Origin of the sequence: Novosphingopyxis iocasae, assembly GCF_014334095.1 — a bacterium.
In the GTDB taxonomy this organism is placed as follows: domain Bacteria; phylum Pseudomonadota; class Alphaproteobacteria; order Sphingomonadales; family Sphingomonadaceae; genus Novosphingopyxis; species Novosphingopyxis iocasae.
The window spans coordinates 3024389-3045737 of the sequence record NZ_CP060495.1 but is presented as its reverse complement, the minus strand read 5'-3'; the positions used below and the strand labels follow the sequence as shown (position 1 = coordinate 3045737).

The window sequence follows — 21349 nt, the reverse complement described above, 5'->3', positions numbered from 1 at the left end:
CGGCCGCTCCAAAAAGCCGACGATTCCCGCTCTGAACGAATGAAAATGACCATGGACAACCAAGCCGAACGCCGCCGCATCGCCGAAGAGGGCATGTACCATCCCGATATGGAGGGCGATGCCTGCGGTACCGGACTGATCGCCGAAGTATCCGGCAAGCCTTCGCGCCGCGTCGTGACCTCGGCGATCGAGGCGCTGCGGGCTGTTTGGCATCGCGGCGCAGTGGATGCGGATGGCAAGACCGGCGATGGGGCCGGCATCATGGTCGATCTGCCCGAACGCTTCTTCGACGATGCGATTGCGGACGGCGGCCACCGTGTGCTGCCCAATCGCCTCGCCGTCGGCATGATCTTCCTGCCGCGCACCGATCTGAACGGGCAGGACCAGTGCCGCATGATCGTGGAGAGTGAGCTGATCGCCAGCGGCTACACCATTTACGGCTGGCGTCAGGTACCGGTCGATCCGTCCGTGATCGGTCGCAAGGCGCAGATCACGCGCCCGGAGATCGAGCAGGTGATGATCGCCGGCCCCATGCCGGAGGAAGAGACGCTCGAGGAGTTCGAGAAAGACCTCTACCTTGTGCGCCGCCGGATCGAGCGTAAGGTGATCGAGGCGCAGATCGCGGATTTCTACGTCTGCAGCCTCTCCTGCCGCTCGATCGTCTACAAGGGTCTGTTCCTGGCCGAGAGCCTGTCCGTCTTCTATCCGGATTTGCAGGACGAGCGTTTCGAAAGCCGCGTCGCGATCTTCCACCAGCGCTATTCCACCAACACCTTCCCGCAATGGTGGCTGGCCCAGCCGTTCCGCGCGCTTGCCCATAATGGCGAGATCAACACCATCCGCGGCAACCGCAACTGGATGAAGAGCCACGAAATCCGCATGGCGAGCATCGCCTTCGGGGACGCCTCGGACGAGATCAAGCCGGTGATCCCGGCAGGCGCATCCGACACCGCCTCGCTCGACGCCGTGTTCGAAACACTGATCCGATCCGGCAAGGAAGCGCCGACGGCAAAGCTTACGATGATCCCCGAAGCCTGGCAGGCGTCGGTCGATCTGCCGGCCGAGCACAAGGCGATGTACGAATATATGGCCAGCGTCATGGAGCCATGGGACGGCCCCGCCGCGCTGTGCATGACCGACGGACGCTGGGCCGTGGCGGGCGTGGACCGCAATGCGCTGCGGCCCCTGCGCTACAGCCGCACGTCTGACGGCCTCCTCGTCATCGGCTCCGAAAGCGGCATGGTAATCTTGCCCGAGCCCGATGTGGTGGAGAAAGGCCGCCTCGGCCCCGGCGAAATGATCGCCGTCGATCTACAAGAAGGCGCGCTCTACCGCGACCGCCAATTGAAGGACCGCGTGGCCGCCGAACAGCCTTATGCGGAGCTGGTGAAGGGCTTCCGCACGCTTGGCGATCTACCGGAATGCGAGGCGCCGGACGTGCCGCGCTATGACCGAGCCGAGCTATCCCGCCGTCAGGTGGCCGCAGGACAGACGATCGAGGATATGGAGATGATCCTCGCGCCCATGGCCGAGCAGGCAAAGGAAGCCGTGGGATCGATGGGCGACGATACGCCGCTGGCCGTCATCAGCCACAAGCCGCGGCTGATCAGTCAGTTCTTCCGGCAAAATTTCAGCCAGGTCACCAACCCGCCGATCGATTCCTTGCGCGAGCGGCATGTGATGAGCCTGCGCACGCGTTTCTCCAACCTCGCCAACATCCTCGATGAGCAGGACCAGAACGATCACGTCCTGGTGCTGGAAAGCCCGGTGCTGCTGTCGGCAGACTGGGCGCGGCTGAAATCGGCGTTCGGCAAGCTGGCCGGTGAAATCGACTGCACCTTTGATCCGCATGCCGGCCATGAAGAGCTGCGCACGGCCATCACCCGCATCCGGCGCGAGGCCGAGGAGGCCGTGCGGGGCGGCAAGACCGAGCTGTTTTTGACCGACGAGGCCATTTCCGAGGATCGCTGCGCCATCCCGATGGTGCTGGCCGCAGCGGCGGTCCACACGCATCTGGTGCGCAAGGGATTGCGCGCCTTTTCCTCGATCAACGTGCGCACCGCCGAATGCCTCGACACGCATTATTTCGCGGTCTTGATCGGCGTCGGCGCGACCACCGTGAACGCCTATCTGACCGAGGCCGCCATCGCAGAGCGCCATGGCCGTGGCCTCTTCGGCGATCTTTCGCTGGAAGAATGCCTCGCCAACTTCCGAACGGCGATCGACGACGGCTTGCTGAAGATCATCGGAAAGCTGGGGATCGCCGTGATCTCGAGCTATCGCGGTGGTTACAATTTCGAAGCCGTCGGCCTCAGCCGTGCGCTGGTGAACGATCTCTTCCCCGGCATGCCCAACAAGATTTCGGGCGAAGGCTATATGTCGCTTCATTTGAACGCGACCGACCGGCACAAGCTGGCGTTCGACAGCATGGTGGCAAAGCTGCCGATCGGCGGCTTCTACAAGCAGCGCGCAGGCGGCGAGGAGCATGCCTGGTCCGCGCAGCTGATGCACCTTCTCCAGACCGCGGTCGCGAAGGACAGCTATTCCAGTTATCTGCAGTTCTCCGCGGGCGTTCGCGCGCTGGACCCCGTCTATCTGCGCGATTTGATGGAGTTCAATTACGCACGCGAACCGCTTCCGGTGGACGAAGTCGAGGCGGTGACGGAAATCCGCCGCCGTTTCCTCACCCCGGGGATGAGCCTGGGGGCGCTGTCTCCGGAAGCGCATGAGACGCTGGCGATCGCGATGAACCGCATCGGCGCAAAGGCAGTGTCGGGCGAAGGCGGCGAGAGCCCGGAACGTTTCAAGCCGCGCCCCAATGGCGATAACGCCAACAGCGCGATCAAGCAGATCGCATCCGGGCGCTTCGGGGTCACCGCCGAATATCTCGGTGCCTGCGAGGAAGTGGAAATCAAGGTCGCGCAGGGCGCCAAGCCCGGCGAAGGCGGGCAGTTGCCCGGCTTCAAGGTGACCAAGTTCATCGCCAAGCTGCGCCACTCCACACCCGGCGTCACGCTGATTAGCCCCCCGCCCCATCACGACATCTATTCGATCGAGGATCTGGCCCAGCTGATCTACGATCTGAAGCAGATCAATCCGCGCGCGCGGGTCTGTGTGAAGCTGGTGTCCGCAGCAGGCATCGGCACAGTTGCTGCGGGCGTTGCCAAAGCGCACGCCGACGTGATCCTGATTGCCGGCCACAATGGCGGCACCGGGGCCTCTCCGCAGACGAGCATCAAATATGCCGGCACGCCGTGGGAAATGGGCCTGTCCGAGGTCAATCAGGTGCTCACCCTCAACGGACTGCGCCACCGTGTGAAGCTGCGCACCGACGGCGGGCTCAAGACCGGGCGCGACATCGTGATCGCCGCGATTCTAGGCGCGGAGGAGTTCGGCATCGGCACGCTGAGCCTCGTGGCCATGGGCTGCATCATGGTGCGCCAGTGCCATTCCAACACCTGCCCCGTGGGCGTCTGCGTGCAGGATGAGCGGCTGCGCGAAAAGTTCACCGGCACGCCGGAAAAGGTCATCAACCTCATGACCTTCATCGCCGAAGAGGTGCGCGAAATCCTCGCGCGCCTGGGCGTTTCCAGCCTGGACGAGGTGATCGGGCGCACCGAACTCCTTCGTCAGGTCAGCCGCGGCGCGGAGCATCTCGACGATCTTGATCTCAACCCCATACTCGCCAAGGTTGACGCCCCGGACACGCATCGCCGGTTCAAGATCAACACCTTCCGCAACGAGGTGCCCGACAGCCTGGACGCACTGATGCTGAAAGACGCAGGGCCGGTGTTCGAGAAGCGCGAAAAGATGCAGCTCACCTACACCGTGCGCAACACGCACCGCGCGGTGGGCACGCGCCTCAGCAGCGAGGTAACGCGAGTCTTCGGCATGAAAGCGCTGGACGATGATTACATCCAGGTCCGGCTGCGCGGCAGCGCGGGGCAATCGCTCGGCGCGTTCCTTTGCAAGGGCATCCGACTGGAAGTGTTCGGTGATGCGAACGATTATGTCGGCAAGGGCCTGTCCGGAGGGCACATCATCGTGCGCCCGACGGTCAGCTCACCGCTGAAAAGTCAGGAAAACTCGATCATCGGCAACACCGTGCTCTACGGCGCGACCGCAGGGCAGTTGTTCGCGGCAGGCCAGGCGGGCGAGCGCTTTGCGGTCCGCAATTCGGGGGCTGAAGTCGTCGTCGAAGGCTGCGGCGCCAATGGCTGCGAATATATGACCGGCGGCACAGCCGTGATCCTGGGGCAGACGGGCGGCAATTTCGGCGCAGGAATGACCGGCGGCATGGCCTTCGTTTACGATCCGGAGGCCGTGTTCCCGATGCGCGCCAACCCCGGCAGCATCGTCTGGCAGCGGCTGGAAAGCGCCCATTGGGAAGAGCAACTGAAATCGCTGATCGAAGCCCATGTCGCGGCAACCGACAGCCGCTGGGCCGCCTCCATTCTGGAGGACTGGGACAGCGCGCGCGGAGCCTTCTGGCAGGTCTGCCCAAAGGAAATGCTCGGCCGGCTGGACCATCCGCTGAGCGAGGGGGAGCCGGAGGTGGTCGCAGCGGAATGAAGGCTTAACCGGTAAGGCCTGCCTTGCGCAGCGCGCGATAGGCATAAGCCTTCGGCTTGTTGCTCGCCGGAAAGCGGCCGGGCGCTTTGGGTTCAAACCCAGCGCTGCGCAGCAACCGGTTAAACCCATGCGCGTCCGCCTCGGCAAAGCTCCAGTCGCTGCGCCAAGTGATGGAGAGGCTGATCGAGGGCTCCGGACCGTTGCGCACGAAATGCGGTGCCATCACCGGCACGAACACCGCCTGCCCCGGCGCCAGATCGATCGCGGTGCCGCTGGCCTGGAAATCGTCGCGCCAGACGAGATTGCGCTGATGGCCGGAATGATAAGCCTCATGCGCGCTTGGCGGGGCGAAGCGGGCGTCGCCCGCAGGAAACTGCGTCATCACTTTGCTTCCGCGCAACTGGAGAAGGATGTTGTGCTCAGGATCGAAGTGATAAGGCGTCATCGAATTCGGGGATGATACGAAGATGAAGCCCTGGGGCCGCAGCATGCGTCCCGTCTTGGCTTCGATCGCGGGCCTCAGCTCGTTCAGAAGCTGCATCAGCAACGCGGCATAATCGGGCCTCTGCTCGATATTCTTGAGCACCGCCCAGCTGCGGCAGGCATCGATAGTGCGTATCGTCTCACCGATCGACAGGCCGTTATCAGGCACGTCGGCGGCATCGATGCCGACCGGCAAATCGCCGGGATGATATTCGACGCTGCCTGCCGGAAGCGCCTCGCTCAGGTCGGCGATGGCCTCCAGCGTGAGCAGGTCGTGCACGCGAAGATGATGGTTCAACCTGTGCGGCGTTTCGGGATAATGCTTCGCAAAGCGCGTGGTGGTTTCATCGTCGAATATTCTGGTCATGCCGTGTCTCCATGCCGCGCCGCCATCCAGTCTTCCGCCTTTCGCAGCGCATCGAAGGCGAGCCGACGGGCCTTGCCGCCAATGGCAATCGATACGCGCCCGATCGCGCGCCGCTCGGTCCAGAGACTGTCGATCATCGGGTGATCGGGGGCCGCGCAGCTGTCCGCCCAGGCGACATCGGGCCGATCCAGCAGCGCGTAATTCTCGATCTGCAAGAGCACGCCCGGGGAAAAGCGCGCAAAGGCTTCGTCGAACGTCGTCTTGAACGAGAACACGCCCTCGCCCGATCGTAAATTGACCAGCATCGCGATCGGCGCGCCTTCGAAACGCAGCGCCAGCAACTCCAGCCGGCCCGCCTCGGCCAGCGCCCCCAACATTTCACAGAACAGCGCGCGGGTGTCCGCCTGGCTGCCCAGCGCGCTTTCTTCCTGCCCTTTCCAGCCGGCCGCCTCCAGCGCGAGGAATTCATCGACCCAGCGCTCCAGTCCTTCGCCGCCCTCGCTCCGGTCGAATGTCAGCGCGCCCATATCTTCGAGCCGCCGCTTCTGACGCCTTAGTTCCTTGCGCTTCTTGGACCGGACGGCCTGTTCGTAATAGGCATCCGAACCGAGCGGAGACTGGAGGAAGGCCCGCTCGTGCCGCCGCACGATATCGCAGCGGCGGCGCTGGTCCTCGCATAGGTTGAAGAGCGTCCGAGACGCTGGATTGTCCAGTGCAAAGCAATCGAGATGGAAGAAGAGGCCGCGCCCCGCATGCGCATCGCAATAAGCAAGCAGTGCCTCCCAAAAGGCCTGCTCATGCCCGTGCGCGATCAGCGGGTTGCCCAGAAAGGCATTGGGATGCAGCCAGTTCTGCCAGTTAGGAACGGGCCGGTTTCCATAAAGCGGCTCGAGCGAAAGCGGCATCAGCCCGATCAACTGGCTTAGCCGCGGAATACCTTGCCAGAGCAGGAACAGCTGCGCGCGGCCGTCCGGGTCACAATGGGCCAAAGCCGCAGGCAGAATCTTGCTTTCGGAAAACACATTGGTGCCGGTGGTTTGCCGGTCCAGCTCCTGCCATGCCCATAAGAGCGCAGCATCAATCGCGCTTGCCGCCACCAGCTCGGCCTGCACCGAACCTGGTGCCGCAATCGGCACCGGCGCTGGCACTGCGCCTTCGAAGGCCTCCGGAAATATAGTCTGGTTCAAGCCGCACGCTCCCTAAGCGGCTTGTTCTAGAAGCTATTCGCAAAGATTCGGCTAAAGTCGCGGCCAAGAGAAAGGGCCGCCGGAACTGCCGGCAGCCCGCTATCCCGATCGTAATAATGAACTAAACTGCTGCCAGCGCGGCGAGCAGCAATAGTGCCACGATATTGGTGATCTTGATCATCGGATTGACCGCGGGGCCGGCGGTGTCCTTGTAAGGATCGCCCACCGTGTCGCCGGTCACCGCGGCCTTGTGCGCCTCGGATCCCTTGCCACCATGATGGCCGTCTTCGATATATTTTTTTGCGTTGTCCCACGCGCCGCCGCCCGCCGTCATCGACAGCGCTACGAACAGGCCGGACACGATCACGCCCAGAAGCAGTGCGCCCAGAGCCGCGAAGCCATTAGCCTGCCCCGCCACCAAAGTGATGACGAAATAGACCACAATCGGGGCCAGCACCGGCAAGAGCGAGGGGACGATCATCTCCTTGATCGCCGCCTTGGTGACAAGATCCACGGTACGCCCGTAATCCGGCTTGGCGGTGCCCTGCATGATGCCGGGATTATCACGGAACTGCCCGCGCACTTCCTCGACCACAGCACCCGCGGCGCGGCCAACGGCGGTCATGCCCATCGCGCCGAACAGATAGGGCAGCAGCGCGCCGAGGAGCAGCCCCACGATGACGTATGGATTGCTGAGCGAGAAATCGACGTTGAGGTCCGGAAAGAACTCATCGAGGTCGGTCGTATAAGCGCCGAACAGCACCAGCGCGGCGAGGCCCGCCGAACCTATGGCATAGCCCTTTGTCACCGCCTTGGTGGTGTTACCCACCGCGTCGAGTGCGTCGGTTTTCTCTCGCACACTGTCATCCAGCCCCGCCATTTCGGCGATACCGCCTGCGTTATCGGTCACCGGGCCATAGGCATCGAGCGCGACCACCATGCCGGCAAGCGCCAGCATAGCCGTGGCCGCAAAGGCGATGCCGATAAGACCCGCCAGCTGATAGGCGATGACGATGCCGACGCAGATCACCAGCGTTGGCAAGGCGGTCGCCTCCAGGCTGATTGCTAGCCCCTGGATGACGTTGGTGCCATGGCCGGTTTCCGAGGATCGGGCGATCGAGCGGACCGGGCGGTAATTGGTGCCGGTGTAATATTCGGTAATCCAGATGATCAGCCCGGTCACGGCGAGCCCGACCATCATGGAGAAGAAAAGGTCCCAGCCGGTGAAGCTGGCAACGGTGCTGGCCCCGGTCTCGGCGGTGAACCCGTCCGTTGCGAGATCGCCGCCGATCGGTGCGCTCATATCCCCGAAGATGTACTGCGTCGCGAGATAGATGGCCGGAATTGACAAGATCGCAGTGACCAGAAAGCCCTTGTACAGCGCGCCCATGATGTTGGTGCCGCCGCCCAGGCGCACGAAATAGGTGCCGATGATCGAGGTGATGATACATGCGCCGCCGACCAGCAGCGGCAGGCTCATGAGATTGAGGAGCGCCGCATTGCCGACATCGACCAGCAGCGCGGACAGCACCATCGTGGCGCCCACGGTGACGACATAGGTCTCGAAAAGATCGGCAGCCATGCCCGCACAGTCGCCGACATTATCGCCCACATTGTCGGCGATGGTCGCCGGATTACGCGGATCGTCTTCCGGAATGCCTGCTTCCACCTTGCCGACCAGATCGGCACCGACGTCCGCCGCCTTGGTGAAGATGCCACCGCCCAGACGCGCAAAGATGGAGATGAGCGAGGCACCGAAGGCCAGTGCAACCAGAGCGTCGACCACCGTTCGATTGTCCGGGCGATAACCGGCTGGGCCCGTCAGATACCAGAAGAACACCGAGATCGCGAGCAGCGCCAAGCCGGCCACCAGCATCCCGGTAACGGCCCCCGCGCGGAAAGCAACGGTAAGGCCGCTCTGCAGGCTGGTCGAGGCGGCCTGCGCGGTCCGCACATTGGAACGGACCGAGATGTTCATCCCGATATAGCCCGCAACGCCCGATAGAATGGCTCCGATGACGAAGCCTACCGCGGACGTAATGCCGAGGAAGACGAACACCAGTATCGCGACGACGACACCGACAATGGCGATCGTACGATACTGCCGGCCAAGATAGGCCTTGGCACCCGTTTGGATCGCGCCAGCAATCTCCTGCATAGTTGAATTACCGGCATCGGCCCCAAGAACCTGACGACTGGTAATGAACCCGTAAAGTACGGCGATGAGGCCGCAGATGATAGCAATGACAATGACAGACATGGCGTTCAGACTTCCCCTCCTGCTCCAATAGGTGCCGCCTCGTTTTCGGGCGACTTGGGAAGGGAGACTAACCGGATGCCGTCAATTGACAAGCGGCAAACGGATGAGGGGGTTTAGTGGCGATAGCCGCCGATCGCATCGGGATTGAGCACAGCGTCGTCGAGCCTGACGGTGCCGGGCTGCCCATCCACCATCGTGCCGATGCGCGCGGCGGGCACCGGCGGTTCGCACTCGACCGGGGCCGCGAATAGCAGCGCATAATCATCGCCCCAGCGCAGCAGTTCGTCTTCTCTGCCCCGCAGGACGGCACGCGCCGCGTCCGAAACGGGGATCGTTGCCGTGTCGATGGCGGCAGCGAGGCCGCTGGCTTTCGCGAGCCGGGCGGCGTCGATCAGCAACCCGTCGCTCACGTCCATCATCGCACTGGCGAGCGGGGCGAGCGCCTGTCCCTCCGCCAGCAGCGGGCGAGGTCGCAAATAAGCGGCGGTGAGCGGCCCGTCATCCGCACCGCCCGCTTCCAGCAGCGTGAAGCCGGCAAGCGCATCCCCGATGCTGCCGGCCACCCATAGCGCATCGCCGTCTCGCGCGCCGGACCGCGCCGGCACCGGATCGCTGGTAGCGCGGCCGATAGCCGTACAACCAAACACACGGGTCGCGCCCTCGGGCAAGCGGATCGTGTCCCCGCCCAGTAGCGGCACATCGTATCGATCGAGCACGGCCCGCAGCCCTTCGGCAAAGGCGGCATCCCAGGCATCATCGCCCAACGCGTGACTGGTGAGCACCCCCAAGGGCTCCGCGCCCTTGGCGGCCAGATCGGAGAGGTTCGTGGCGATCAGCTTCCAGGCGACATCGACAGCATCCGTGTCGATGCGGACATGCACCCCCTCGGCGATGCTGTCATGCGTCAGGATGAGCGTCTCGCCGCCCAGCTTCAGCACCGCGGCATCATCGTCGAGGGCGCGGGCCGCCGGATGCGTTGCGAGGGCGCGGAGGCGATCGATGAAGGCGAATTCGGCGCTCACCGCCCCTCCAGAGCCGTCATCCGAGGGCGGGACTCACTCGCCGCGCACTTCTTTCGAAATGCCGTCGAGCAGTCCGTTCACGAACTTGGCGTCCTTGTCGTCGAAGAAGGCATGGGCGATATCGACATATTCGTTCACCACCGCGCCGGTCGGCACGTCGGGCCGCGCGAGCAGTTCGTAGGTGCCGCAGCGCAGCAGCTGCAACATCGCCTTGTCGAGCCGGTCGATCTTCCAACCTTCGGCCAAGCGGCCTTCGATCAGCGCGTCGATCTCGGCGCGGCGCGAGTCGACCCCGGTTACCACATCGTCGAAAAAGTCCGGCTCGCCTTCCGCGATCGGCTCTTCCTCGATCGCCGAACCCAGACGGTGTTCGTGGAACTCGCGCAGCAGGCGGGCCAGCCCGATGTCTTCCATGTCCATCTGGTACAGCGCCTGCACGGCGGCGAGCCGGGCAGCGGAGCGGGGTTGGGATCGGGAATGGCTCATCATCTTTTACCTGTTCCTCTGTGAACTCTCAGGCGTCCAGCCGCCGCCGAACGCTTTCGGCATGGGCGGGAAGCCCCTCTTCCTCGGCCAGCCGCACCGCTGCCGGGCCGACCTTGGCGAGCGACGCTTGGTCCAGTTGAATGAAGCTGGTGCGCTTCATGAAGTCCAGCACCGAAAGGCCGGAGGAGAAGCGCGCACGCCGCCCGGTCGGCAGCACATGGTTCGGCCCCGCGACATAGTCGCCCACCGCCTCGGGCGTATGCCGCCCCAGGAAGACCGATCCGGCATGGCGGATGCGCGCAAACAGCGCCTCGGGCTCGGCGATCGAGAGCTGAAGATGTTCCGCCGCCAGCCGGTTCGCCAGCGGCACCGCATCGGCGAGGTCCGCCACGGTGATGATCACACCGTGATCGTTCCAGCTTGCCTCCGCCGCCTTGCGCGTGGTGAGCGCAGCAGCTTGTACCTTCACCGCATCCTCGACATTGCGGGCCAGATCGGCGCTGTCGGTGATGAGGATGGACTGGCTGGTCGGGTCATGCTCGGCCTGGCTGAGCAGGTCCGCGGCCACGATCGCGGGATCGTTCTCGCCGTCCGCAATCACTAGGATTTCGCTGGGGCCGGCGACCATGTCGATGCCGACCACGCCGTAGAGCTGGCGCTTTGCCTCGGCCACCCAGGCATTGCCGGGGCCGGTCACGACATCCACCGGCGCGATCCTGTCCGTGCCGTAAGCGAGCGCGGCGATCGCCTGCGCGCCGCCGATGCGCCAGACTTCGTCCACCCCGGCCAAAGCGGCAGCGGCCAGCACCAGCGGGTTCGCCTCGCCGCCCGGCGTCGGCGTCACCATGACGAGCCGCTCCACGCCGGCCACCTTGGCAGGCAGCGCGTTCATCAGCACCGAGCTGGGATAGGCCGCACGTCCGCCGGGTACGTAGACGCCCGCGGCATCCACGGGCAGCCAGCGCGCGCCCAGGCGCACTCCGGCATCGTCGGTCCGCTCGCTGTCTTCGGGCCGCTGTGCTTCATGATAGGTGCGGATTCGGGTCGCGGCCAGTTCCAGCGCCTCGCGCAGGTCCGGCTCGAGCGCGTCGAGCGCCGCCTCGCAAACCTCGCGTTCGATGCGCCAGCCGCTTTCGTCCAGATCATGGCCGTCGAACCGCTTGGTCAGCTCTGCCAGCGCTTCGTCGCCATCGGTGCGGACGCGGGCGAGGATGGCGGACACGTCAAGCGCGACATCCGGATCGCTTTCGCGGCGCGCGGTAACGATGCGCTTGAACGCTTCGGCAAAGCCGGGATAGGCCGCATCAAGCCGCTTCACGCACGCCTCCGGCGATGGCGCGAAACCGCTCGACGAGCGCGGGAAGCGTGCCAGACATCATCTTGAAGGCCGCGCGGTTGACGATCAGCCGGGCCGAGATGTCCATGATGGTCTCGGTCTCGACGAGGCCGTTTTCCTTCAGTGTCTGCCCGGTCGACACCAGATCGACGATGCGGCGGGTGAGGCCCAGCGCGGGCGCCAGCTCCATCGCGCCGTTCAGCTTCACGATCTCCGCCTGCAGGCCCTTGGCGGCGAACCAGCGGCGGGTAAGCTCGGGATATTTGGTGGCGACGCGCACATGGCTGAGCGTGGACAGCGCCTGCCCCGGCTCCGCATCCTTCGGCTCGGCCACGGACAGGCGGCATTTGCCGATGCCGAGATCGACCGGCGCGTAGAGCTCCGAATAGCCGAACTCCTCCACCACATCCGAACCGACGATGCCGATCTGCGCCGCGCCATGCGCCACGAAGGTGGCGACATCGAACGCGCGCACGCGGATGATGCGTACATCGTCGCGATTGGTGCCGAATTCGAGCGCGCGGTTCGCCTTGTCGAAGAAGCCGGGCTCCGGCTCGATCCCCGCCTCGCGCATGACGGGCAGGGCCTCGTCGAGGATGCGTCCCTTGGGGATGGCGAAGGTGATGGGGCGGTTCATGATGGCGGCGATGTAGCTGCGGCTCCGTTAAAGGGCAATGAAGCTCGCGCGCCTAATCGCGCGCGGCGCGGCTAACGCAGGAACGCCTCCATCGCGTCGATCACCTTGTCGGGCGCTTCCCAGGGCACGAAATGGCCGCTGCCCGGCACCTCGACCAGCGTCAGGTCCTCCACCTGCTGGTCCGTCCCCTCGGTGTTGACCGGCGGCAGCGCGAGGTCGTCGAGCGCCCAGACCACCAGCGTGGGGATCGTCACCTTCGGGAAGTCGCGCTTGGCGAACTCGGGCAGTTCGGCGTCCTCGTCCATCGCGGGGACGTGGACGGAGCTGGCGCGGTACCAGTTCAGCATGCCGAAGGCCGCATCGCGGTCCTTCCAGTCGGCAAGCAGACGGTCCCGCTCCTCGTCCGGCATGGCGCTGCTGCGCTCCCACTTCACCGCCTTGGCGAGGATGCCGACCAGCCCATGCTCGCGCACCAGCGCGTCATTGTCCCGGTCCCGGAAGGCGCGGATGTACTGCGCACTCTCGCGCTGCTGGGGCCGCTGGATCAGCGCGCGCTGATAGAGCCAGGGATGCGGCGCGTTGGCGATCACCAGCCGCTCTACGCGCCCGTTTTGCTGCCCTGCCAACGCCACGGCCCAGGCGATCGCCCCGCCCCAGTCATGGCCGACGACGGTGAACCGGTCCACACCGCAGGCATCGGCGAGCGCGAACACATCGGCCACCAGCTTGTCGGGCGTATAGGCCTCCACCTCCTGCGGCTTGGACGATCCGCGATAGCCGCGCTGATCGGGCGCGATGCAGCGGAAGCGGTCCTTGAAATGCTCGATCTGGTGGCGCCAGGTGCGGTGGCTTTCGGGGAAGCCGTGGAGGAAGAGGAGGACCGGCGCGTCCCGCGGCCCCACGTCGACGGCGTCGATCTCCACGCCGGTGGCGAGCGTGTGGCGGACGAGGTCGTAGTCGGGAACGAGGTTGGGAGTCGGATCGGGCATGGGGCTCTCCTGAAGCGATTTGGGCCAGCTTGCTTCACACACTTCACACTGTCCAGAGCGGGAAAGTTCAGGGCCCGATCCGCCAAGGAAAAAAGATGATTAGGAGCGGAGTTCGATGCGGTTCGCATAACCCCATTTCGATAACCGATCTGGTTTCCTGTAGGACAGCTTTTTCTTGCCTCCCGTTATGGGTAGCTCACTGTCTTCGGCTGACCCTCGGGGATCGGTATCCGTTCCTCGCTGTCGCCCGGCACGTCCGGAAAAGCCTTCGCCTTCCAGGCCTCGCGCGCTTCGGCGATGCGCTCTCTCGAGCTGCTGACGAAATTCCACCAGACATGGCGCTGCGTGGCGAACGCCTCACCGCCCAGCAGCATCACGCGCGCGTCCGATGTGGCGCGCAGCGTCATCGCCTCGCCGGGTGCCAGCACGTAGAGCGTGTGCCGCTCCAGCGCGTCGCCATCCAGCTCGGCATCCCCCAGCGCCACCAGCACGGCGCGTTCGTCCGCCCCCGCCTCGATCGGTACGCTCGTTCCGGCATCCAGCAAAATATCGGCATAGATCGTCTGGGCATGCTGCGTAGTCGGCGCGGTCTTGCCCCATAATTCGCCCATGATGATGCGCGCCTTCAGGCCACTGTCTTCCAGGATCGGCAGATCGTCTGCGCCGATATGCTGGAAGGCGGGATCGATCTCCTCCTTGCCGTCGGGCAGCGCCAGCCAGGTCTGCATGCCGGAAATGCGCCCCTGATGGCCGCCGGCGCTGCGCTGCCGCTCGGCCTCCGGCGAGCGCTCGGAATGCACGATGCCGCTACCCGCCGTCATCAGGTTCACCGCGCCCGGACGGATGGTGGCAAAGGTACCCAGCGAATCGCGATGGTCGATCGCCCCGTCGAACAGATAGGTGACGGTGGACAGGTTGATATGCGGGTGCGGCCGCACATCCATGCCGCCGCCCAGATCGAACTGAGCGGGGCCGAACTGATCGACGAACACGAACGGCCCCACCATCGTGCGGCCGCGCGAGGGCAAGGTCCGCCGCACCTTGAAATCGCCCAGATCATGCGTGGTGGGGGTGATGGTTTGCAGGGTCATCTAATCCGCGTCCAGTTCCGGATAATGACGGAAAATACCGTCTTCATTAAAAGAAATGCGCCGCTCGCTCTTCAGATAGTCCGCGATGCCCGCTAAGGCTTCCACCGCATCGGCGCAGGCGTGGAGCTTCGGATAGTCGGACGATAGCGCCGCCATGCGTTTGGGGAACGCATATTCCAAGCCGCGGACCAGCTGGAACAGCGAAGTATCGACATGGCTCCACCCCTGCCCGCGCACGAACGGGCCGTCCGCGTTGCCGAGCGCGGCTTCGAAATGATCGAAATATTTGGGGATGCGGTCTTCGCGAAATCCTTTCGCGGTGCGCTTCGCCTCATCCTTCTGGTCTTCATAATAATCGCCGGTGCCGACCGGATGGTGCGTGTCATGCGCCTCGGCCACGATATCGGTGACCACCAGTTGCAGCTGGATGAGGCCCAGTGTTTCCGCCTCGCTCTCGCCGCCGAAGCCGTGCTTTTCGCCCAGCCAGCTGACGATATGCGCGGTCTGCGCGATGCAGAAATCGCCATCGACCAGATAGGGCGGCGCATAGGGCGCGCGCCAGCCGTTGCGCGCCTCCATATCGTCCATCAGCGCCTCGGCACCTTCGTCCCGCGCGCGATCCCGATATTCGATGCCTGCGGCTTCAAGGGGAAGCCGCACAAATTCGCCCCGCCCCTGAATGCTGGGCCAGTACCAGAGATCATAGGGCATGCGGGCTTCTCCTTTGCGGGGTTCGGCAAGGAGAATGGGCGGGAGGGACTGCACGTTCCCGATCGCCGCTCAAACCGTAGCCCTGAGCCTGTCGAAGGGCGCCTCCCCTGCACGCGCGGCGCTCGACCGAGAGACGTCCCTCGACAAGCTCAGGACTTCGGATCTTGAATGTGACTCGCCCACTTACCGTAGCCCTGAGCTTGTCGAAGGGCGCTTCTCCTCCGTGCACCGCGCTTGATCGATAGACGTCCTTCGGAGTCGCAGACGGCGCATGGCGCCACCGGCTCAGGACTTACGGATTATTTTTGTCGCGCGGATCACATCCGCGCCCCGCCCTATTCCCCCGGTGCGCTGGCCTTGATCTGCATCGCGTGGACGCGCTCTTGCATCAGATCGCCCAGCGCGCGGTTGACCATGCGCTGCCGATCGACGCGCGATTTGCCTGCGAACGCGGCGCTTTCCACTGTCACCGAAAAGTGGCTTTCGCCCGATCCGTCGTCGCCGGCATGGCCGCGATGCTGCGCGCTGTCGTTGCTCACCACAAGGCTGGTGGGCGCGAGCGCCTCGGTCAGCCGCGTTTCGATCTCGGCCTGTACCGGCCCTTTTGAATCCGTTGTCATGCGCGCCTATATAGCTTGGCTCCCACGAAACCCCAAAGGCCGAGCCGCTTTCCCTTCATGTCTTCCCAATCCGACCGCCGCCGCCATGACCGATTCCACGGACGCGTGGGCGACGGTCAGCGGACCTGCGACCATCCCGCCTGCGCCGAAGCGGGCGAATTCCGCGCGCCGCCGCCCGGCGGGCATAGCGGCGACGGACCCGGCCAGTGGCGCTGGCTGTGCCTGGATCATGTGCGCGAATTCAACGCGGGCTATGATTTCTTCGACGGCATGGGCGCGGACGAGATTTACGAGGCGCAGTCCCCGCTGGGCGGCTTCTACCAGAGCACGAACCGCTGGGGCGCAGGCGCCAGCCCGCCGCCGCGCTGGCAGGATTTCGACGATCCGCTGGACGCCATCGGCGCGCGCTTCCGCAGGACGATGCCGCGCGCCCGGCCCGACGGCACACCCTTAAGCGATGCCGATGCCAAGGCGCTGAAGACTCTGGGCCTGGAACGCGATGCCGACCGCCGCACGATCCGCCGCCGCTACTCCGAACTGGTCCGACGCTACCACCCCGACCGCAATGGCGGCGACCGCAGCCATGAAGACAAGCTGCAACGCGCGATCAAGGCTTACGAGCGCCTGAAGAAAAGTCCGGCGTTCGGGTGAAGCCCCTCTCCTTCAGCCGTCAGGTTCGGATAACGATATCCACCCGTTCGGCAGGGACATCGAACAGCGCGGCGATCTGCCGCCGGTGCTGGTCCAGTCGCTCGCCTCTACTTAATTCCGGACCTTCGGACTTGGGGCGAGCCGACGTCTGGTCAGGCTCCCATTTCCGGTTAGAACTCATCAACTGTACGAAGCTCACTTCCAGCACCTCGGAAAGCTTGTGAGCGACTTCGATGCGCGGCACGACTCCATTCTCTTCCCAGTTATTCACCGCCGTGGGCGATACCTCCACACGACGCGCCAACTCGGATTTGCTCAGCCCAGCGAGCTCCCGAAAATGCTTGATTTTCCTGCCGATTGCCTGCGGATCCATGACCGTTCCTTCCTACCGATGCCAACAACGAAACATTTAAACTAAAGTTTCGTATTAAACAATAGTTGAATTTACGGTCGGTCGATTGCTGGCCTCAATCTCTGCCCGGGGCGCCTAGCGGGAAGAGGTGGCGGTAGGGGCGCGCCTCATCGATCACCCGGGCGATGGTGGGGCGGGCGAGCAGGCGTTCGCGATAGGCGCGCAGGTTCGCGTGGCCTTCGGGAATTTCGTGCACCCAGTCGGCGTAGAACAGCGCGGGCGCGGCGGCGCAATCGGCGATGGTGAAGCGCCCGCAGGCGGCCCAGTCCCGGTCCTCCATCCAGCGATCGAACCAGGCGTAGGCCTTTTCGAGCCTCTCCCTCGCCCGCGCCGCGCCTGAGGCATCGCGCTCGCCATCCGCTCGCAGCGCATCGTCCACGATCGCCTGCACCGGCGCGGCGATATAATCGTCCAGCAGCGCATCCATCTGCCGCGCCTCGATCGCGCGGACCGGATCGGCGGGGACGAGGTGCCCGGCGCTGCCGTGCACCACCTCCAGATATTCGATGATCGCCGAACTTTCGATCACCGTGCGATCGCCGTCGACCAGCACCGGAAACTGCCCGCCCGGCCCCGCATCCCGGACGAACGCGCTGTTATCGGGATGGCCGGGATCGACCATGCGGAAATCGAACGGCAGCGCGCGCTCGTACAGCGCGATCAGCACCTTCCAGGTGAAAGAGGAAAAGGGGTGGCCGTACAGCTGCATCATGGCGGGTCTCTCCTTGCCTTCCCCGTGATCGGGGTTTGCCGCAACCTTCCCCATTCGCGCCTGTTTGCCCATGCTTTTTTTCGTAAAGATAAGGCGGCCCCCATCCAGCCCCACGCTTGTTTCGCCCGCACCCGGCGCGTAACGCATGGCGGCATGGACCCCTCCATGCTCCCCGCCGGGCGCCCGCCCGAGGACAGGCCGCTCTATCGCGATGCCTGCCGGGCGGCGCATGCGATGGATATTGTCGGCCAGCGCTGGGCCATCCCGGTGCTGCGCGAGCTGATGCTGGGCCCGCGGCGCTTCTCGGAAATCGAGAACAATGTGTTCGGCATCAGCGAAGCCGCTCTGGCGCAGCGCCTTGCCTCGCTGGAGGCCGCGGGCGTCCTGACACGCCAGGCGCTGCCCCCACCCTTGTCCGACGAGATCTACGAGCTGACCGACTGGGGCTATGCCGCCGAACCGATCCTGTGGATGCTGAGCGGCTGGGCCATGCAATCGCCGCTGCACGATCCCGCGCGCCCGCTCAGCGCCGCCTCTCTGCTGCTATCGATGAAGGTGATGCTGGACCGGGAGGCCGCCGCGCCGCTCACCGGCATTATCCGGATGAAATTGAGCGGCGAGGATTATTACGCCACGCTGGAGCAGGGCGATATCGAAGTGGGCCGGGGGCGGCCCGAAAAGGTGCGCGTCACGATCACCGGCGAACCCGCGATCCTGGCCGGATGGCTGTTCGGCAGCGGCGATGATGAGACACTGGCCGCCGCCGACAAGCTGGCCGTGGAAGGCGATCTGGCCTTCGCGATGGGCTTTGCCGATTGCTTCGATGTGCCCGAAAAGGCCCCGCTTCCGGATGCGGACGAAACGCCGTTCGCGTAAAGCTGCAACCAATCATCGGTCCTCACGCGTTGCAAGCCTTGGCCCCAGCCCCTAACTCGGTGGCCGACTCTCCCGCCTGCAGGACCAGCGATGACCGATATTTCCAACGCCCAGCCCGATAGCCGCGCCGACACGGTGATGGACGCGCCCGACAAAATGGTGAGCGCGAAAGAGCTGTTCGGCATCCCCATCGACATGCAGGTGCCTGCGTTCAGCGAGGCGGACGAGCGTGTGCCCGATCTGGACCCCAGCTATGTGTTCGATCCGGACACCACCGCCGCGATCGTCGCGGGCTTTGCGCACAACCGGCGCGTGATGGTGCAGGGCTATCACGGCACGGGCAAATCCACGCATATCGAGCAGGTGGCCGCGCGCCTCAACTGGCCGTGCATCCGCATCAATCTGGACGCGCATATCAGCCGCATCGATCTGGTTGGCCGCGATGCCATTGTGCTCAAAGACGGCCAGCAGGTTACCGAATTTCGCGAAGGCCTGCTGCCCTGGGCATTGCAGACGCCGACCGCTCTGGTGTTCGACGAATATGACGCCGGGCGCCCGGACGTGATGTTCGTGATCCAGCGCGTGCTGGAGACCGAGGGCAAGCTGACCCTGCTCGATCAGAACCGGGTGATCCGCCCGAACAAATATTTCCGCTTGTTCGCCACCGCCAACACCGTGGGCCTGGGCGATACGAGCGGCCTCTATCACGGCACGCAGCAGATCAACCAGGGCCAGATGGACCGCTGGAACATCGTGATCACGCTCAATTATCTGCCCGCCGCCACCGAGTCCAAGGTGGTGCTGAGCAAGGTGTCCGACACCGCCGAAGACACCGTGCAGAAGATGATCAAGGTGGCCGATCTGTCGCGTCAGGGCTTCATCAACGGCGATATCAGCACGGTGATGAGCCCGCGTACTGTGATCAGCTGGGCGCAGAACACGGCGATTTTCGACAATGTCGGCTTCGCCTTCCGCCTCAGCTTCCTCAACAAATGCGATGAGGCGGAACGCCAGCTGGTGGCCGAATATTATCAGCGCGTTTTTGGCGAGGATTTGCCCGAAAGCGTGGTCGGGGGCTGAAGCTCATTACGGATCGTACCCGCCTCGACGACCTGAAATCCGCGCTGGCCGGATGCGCGCGGGCAATGGCGCGCGAGCCGGAGCTCGATCTGGCCTGGACCGCCGATGCGCCCTCCTCCTCGCGCGGGCACATGAAGCTGCCGATGCCGCAGCGCGATCTGCCGCCCGAACAGATTGCCGAGGCGCGCGGCTATGCCGATCAGTTCGCGCTGCGCATGCGCCATCACGATGCCGCGCGCCACGCCGCCGCGCGCCCGCCCGAAGCGATCGCCTCTGCTGCCTTCGACGCGATCGAGCATGCGCGGATCGATGCGCTGGGATCGCGCGGCATGGACGGGGTGGGCCGTAATCTCACCGCCGCGCTGGAACAGCGCATGCGCTCCGACCCGATCACGCGCGCCAAGGCCCGCGACGAGGTGCCGCTGTCCACCGCACTGCAGTTGATGGTGCGCGAGCGCTTGACCGGCGAGAAACCGCCCGCGGCAACGCAGGCGGGCGTGAACCTGGTGCGCGACTGGATCGAGGAGCGCGCCGGGTCCGATCTCGATGCGCTGGGCATGGCGCTGGACGATCAGAACGCCTTTGCCGCGCTGACGCAGAGCCTTCTCGAACATCTCGACCTGACCGAGGGCGAAGTCGAACCCGACGAGGGCGACGATGCCGGGGACGACGAGGACGACCTGTCCGAGGAGGAACAGGACGAGACGCAGGACGACCAGCAGTCCGACAGCAGCCAGACCGAAATGCGCGCCGAGAGCGACGACAGCGGCCAGGACGAAAGCGACGAGCAGGCCGACGGCGAGATGTCCGACGACAGCGAGTTGATGGAAGGCGATATGGGCGATGAGGGGATGCAGCCCGTGGGCCCCAACCGCCCGAACTGGGATACCTCGCCCGATCTTGGCTATGACATCTGGACCGAGAAGTTCGACGAAATTGTCGAGGCGTCCGAACTGGCCGATGAAGAGGAACTGACTCGCTTGCGCCAGTTCCTGGATCAGCAGCTCGCCAATCTGCAGGGCACGGTGACGAAGCTCGCCCACCGTCTGCAGCGCCGCCTGATGGCGCAGCAGAACCGCAGCTGGGATTTCGACCAGGAGGAAGGCTTGCTGGATGCCGCGCGGCTGGCTCGCGTCGTCGTCAGCCCCGGCCATTCGCTGAGCTACAAGAGCGAACGCGATACCGAGTTTCGCGATACCGTGGTGACGCTGCTGATTGACAATTCGGGCTCGATGCGTGGACGGCCGATCGGCATCGCGGCGGTGAGCGCGGAGATTTTGGCGCGTACGCTGGAACGCTGCGGCGTGAAGACCGAAATTCTGGGCTTCACCACCCGCGCCTGGAAGGGCGGCCAATCGCGCGAGGATTGGCTTGCCGCCGATCGCCCAGCCCAGCCCGGCCGTCTCAACGATTTGCGCCACATCATCTACAAGCGCGCCGATGAACCCTGGCGCCGCGCCAAGCGCAATCTGGGCCTGATGATGCGCGAAGGACTCTTGAAGGAAAATATCGACGGCGAGGCGCTGCTATGGGCGCACAACCGCATCATCGCGCGGCCCGAGGAGCGGCGCATCATGATGGTGATATCGGACGGCGCGCCGGTGGACGACAGCACGCTGTCGGTCAATCACGGTGCCTATCTGGAGCAGCATTTGCGCAAGGTGATCGAGTGGATCGAAACCCGCTCGCCCGTCCAGCTGGTCGCCATCGGTATCGGCCACGACGTCACCCGCTATTATCGCCGCGCCGTCACCATCATGGACGCCGAACAGCTCGGCGGCACGATGATCGAACAGCTCGCCCAGCTGTTCGACGAGGAGTAACCGAAGGCCGCGCTGGCACGACGCCTTTTGATGG

At 64.7% G+C, this 21349-nt stretch carries 18 protein-coding genes; 5 read left to right on the top strand and 13 right to left on the bottom strand.

All coding sequences use genetic code 11. The annotated features are described in order from the left end of the window. Window positions 1-45: 45 nt before the first annotated feature. Complete coding sequence (gene gltB, locus H7X45_RS14555) at window positions 46-4572, top strand: glutamate synthase large subunit (RefSeq protein ID WP_425498175.1); 4527 nt, start codon at window positions 46-48, stop codon at window positions 4570-4572. 4 nt (window positions 4573-4576) lie between these two features. Here the strand turns inward: gltB and H7X45_RS14550 are convergent, their stop codons facing one another. The 11 genes from H7X45_RS14550 to H7X45_RS14500 all read right to left on the bottom strand — a co-directional run bounded on the left by H7X45_RS14550 (window position 4577) and on the right by H7X45_RS14500 (window position 15761). Beyond that, entirely contained in the window at window positions 4577-5422 is an 846-nt protein-coding gene (locus tag H7X45_RS14550; RefSeq protein ID WP_187335484.1) for a cupin-like domain-containing protein, read from the bottom strand. Continuing rightward, window positions 5419-6609 carry a GNAT family N-acetyltransferase gene (locus tag H7X45_RS14545; protein WP_187335483.1) on the bottom strand — a complete coding sequence of 397 codons (1191 nt, stop codon included), beginning with the start codon at window positions 6607-6609 and terminating at the stop codon, window positions 5419-5421. The genes H7X45_RS14550 and H7X45_RS14545 overlap by 4 nt, the downstream gene beginning before the upstream one ends. A 121-nt stretch (window positions 6610-6730) precedes the next feature. Then, on the bottom strand, window positions 6731-8869 hold the full coding sequence (locus tag H7X45_RS14540) for a sodium-translocating pyrophosphatase (RefSeq protein ID WP_187335482.1): 2139 nt from the start codon (window positions 8867-8869) through the stop codon (window positions 6731-6733). A gap of 113 nt (window positions 8870-8982) precedes the next feature. Then, entirely contained in the window at window positions 8983-9891 is a 909-nt protein-coding gene (gene thiL, locus H7X45_RS14535; protein WP_187335481.1) for a thiamine-phosphate kinase, read from the bottom strand. 33 nt (window positions 9892-9924) lie between these two features. Then, window positions 9925-10380 (bottom strand): transcription antitermination factor NusB, encoded by a 456-nt coding sequence (gene nusB / locus H7X45_RS14530; protein ID WP_425498174.1) that lies wholly within the window; start codon window positions 10378-10380, stop codon window positions 9925-9927. 25 nt (window positions 10381-10405) lie between these two features. Further along, window positions 10406-11695, bottom strand: coding sequence for a histidinol dehydrogenase (hisD, locus tag H7X45_RS14525; protein WP_187335479.1), 1290 nt, complete (start codon window positions 11693-11695; stop codon window positions 10406-10408). Next, a complete protein-coding gene (hisG, locus tag H7X45_RS14520; protein ID WP_187335478.1) occupies window positions 11682-12350 on the bottom strand; it encodes an ATP phosphoribosyltransferase in 669 nt (222 codons plus the stop codon). The genes hisD and hisG overlap by 14 nt, the downstream gene beginning before the upstream one ends. A gap of 71 nt (window positions 12351-12421) precedes the next feature. Beyond that, window positions 12422-13339 (bottom strand): alpha/beta fold hydrolase, encoded by a 918-nt coding sequence (locus H7X45_RS14515; RefSeq protein WP_187335477.1) that lies wholly within the window; start codon window positions 13337-13339, stop codon window positions 12422-12424. A gap of 185 nt (window positions 13340-13524) precedes the next feature. After that, window positions 13525-14430, bottom strand: coding sequence for a pirin family protein (locus H7X45_RS14510; RefSeq protein WP_187335476.1), 906 nt, complete (start codon window positions 14428-14430; stop codon window positions 13525-13527). Next, complete coding sequence (locus tag H7X45_RS14505) at window positions 14431-15141, bottom strand: glutathione S-transferase (protein WP_187335475.1); 711 nt, start codon at window positions 15139-15141, stop codon at window positions 14431-14433. It lies immediately after the preceding gene. Between the two features lie 335 nt (window positions 15142-15476). Further along, window positions 15477-15761 carry a BolA family protein gene (locus H7X45_RS14500; protein WP_187335474.1) on the bottom strand — a complete coding sequence of 95 codons (285 nt, stop codon included), beginning with the start codon at window positions 15759-15761 and terminating at the stop codon, window positions 15477-15479. A 57-nt stretch (window positions 15762-15818) separates the two neighbouring features. Between H7X45_RS14500 and H7X45_RS14495 the strand changes: the two genes are divergently transcribed. Next, window positions 15819-16412: a J domain-containing protein gene (locus tag H7X45_RS14495; protein WP_187335473.1), complete on the top strand. Its 594-nt coding sequence runs from the start codon at window positions 15819-15821 to the stop codon at window positions 16410-16412. A 19-nt stretch (window positions 16413-16431) separates the two neighbouring features. Here the strand turns inward: H7X45_RS14495 and H7X45_RS14490 are convergent, their stop codons facing one another. Both H7X45_RS14490 and H7X45_RS14485 read right to left on the bottom strand, forming a co-directional pair. After that, complete coding sequence (locus H7X45_RS14490) at window positions 16432-16785, bottom strand: helix-turn-helix transcriptional regulator (protein ID WP_187335472.1); 354 nt, start codon at window positions 16783-16785, stop codon at window positions 16432-16434. Window positions 16786-16879: 94 nt separating this feature from the next. Next, window positions 16880-17536: a glutathione S-transferase family protein gene (locus H7X45_RS14485; RefSeq protein WP_246449484.1), complete on the bottom strand. Its 657-nt coding sequence runs from the start codon at window positions 17534-17536 to the stop codon at window positions 16880-16882. A gap of 153 nt (window positions 17537-17689) precedes the next feature. Between H7X45_RS14485 and H7X45_RS14480 the strand changes: the two genes are divergently transcribed. From H7X45_RS14480 to cobT, 3 genes are all read left to right on the top strand, one after another. Continuing rightward, entirely contained in the window at window positions 17690-18412 is a 723-nt protein-coding gene (locus tag H7X45_RS14480; protein WP_187335471.1) for a winged helix-turn-helix transcriptional regulator, read from the top strand. A 90-nt stretch (window positions 18413-18502) separates the two neighbouring features. After that, window positions 18503-19492, top strand: coding sequence for a cobaltochelatase subunit CobS (gene cobS / locus H7X45_RS14475; protein WP_187335470.1), 990 nt, complete (start codon window positions 18503-18505; stop codon window positions 19490-19492). Window positions 19493-19497: 5 nt separating this feature from the next. Continuing rightward, window positions 19498-21315 (top strand): cobaltochelatase subunit CobT, encoded by a 1818-nt coding sequence (cobT, locus tag H7X45_RS14470; protein ID WP_187337181.1) that lies wholly within the window; start codon window positions 19498-19500, stop codon window positions 21313-21315. Window positions 21316-21349: the final 34 nt, after the last annotated feature.

Excerpts from the sequence above, each read along its gene's own strand:
- gltB (WP_425498175.1), top strand. The coding sequence starts at position 46 with ATGACCATGGACAACCAAGCCGAACGCCGCCGCATCGCCGAAGAGGGC.
- H7X45_RS14550 (WP_187335484.1), bottom strand. The coding sequence starts at position 5,422 with ATGACCAGAATATTCGACGATGAAACCACCACGCGCTTTGCGAAGCAT.
- H7X45_RS14540 (WP_187335482.1), bottom strand. The coding sequence starts at position 8,869 with ATGTCTGTCATTGTCATTGCTATCATCTGCGGCCTCATCGCCGTACTT.
- nusB (WP_425498174.1), bottom strand. The coding sequence starts at position 10,380 with ATGATGAGCCATTCCCGATCCCAACCCCGCTCCGCTGCCCGGCTCGCC.
- hisG (WP_187335478.1), bottom strand. The coding sequence starts at position 12,350 with ATGAACCGCCCCATCACCTTCGCCATCCCCAAGGGACGCATCCTCGAC.
- H7X45_RS14515 (WP_187335477.1), bottom strand. The coding sequence starts at position 13,339 with ATGCCCGATCCGACTCCCAACCTCGTTCCCGACTACGACCTCGTCCGC.
- H7X45_RS14510 (WP_187335476.1), bottom strand. The coding sequence starts at position 14,430 with ATGACCCTGCAAACCATCACCCCCACCACGCATGATCTGGGCGATTTC.
- H7X45_RS14505 (WP_187335475.1), bottom strand. The coding sequence starts at position 15,141 with ATGCCCTATGATCTCTGGTACTGGCCCAGCATTCAGGGGCGGGGCGAA.
- H7X45_RS14500 (WP_187335474.1), bottom strand. The coding sequence starts at position 15,761 with ATGACAACGGATTCAAAAGGGCCGGTACAGGCCGAGATCGAAACGCGG.
- H7X45_RS14495 (WP_187335473.1), top strand. The coding sequence starts at position 15,819 with ATGTCTTCCCAATCCGACCGCCGCCGCCATGACCGATTCCACGGACGC.
- H7X45_RS14490 (WP_187335472.1), bottom strand. The coding sequence starts at position 16,785 with ATGGATCCGCAGGCAATCGGCAGGAAAATCAAGCATTTTCGGGAGCTC.
- H7X45_RS14485 (WP_246449484.1), bottom strand. The coding sequence starts at position 17,536 with ATGATGCAGCTGTACGGCCACCCCTTTTCCTCTTTCACCTGGAAGGTG.
- H7X45_RS14480 (WP_187335471.1), top strand. The coding sequence starts at position 17,690 with ATGGACCCCTCCATGCTCCCCGCCGGGCGCCCGCCCGAGGACAGGCCG.
- cobS (WP_187335470.1), top strand. The coding sequence starts at position 18,503 with ATGACCGATATTTCCAACGCCCAGCCCGATAGCCGCGCCGACACGGTG.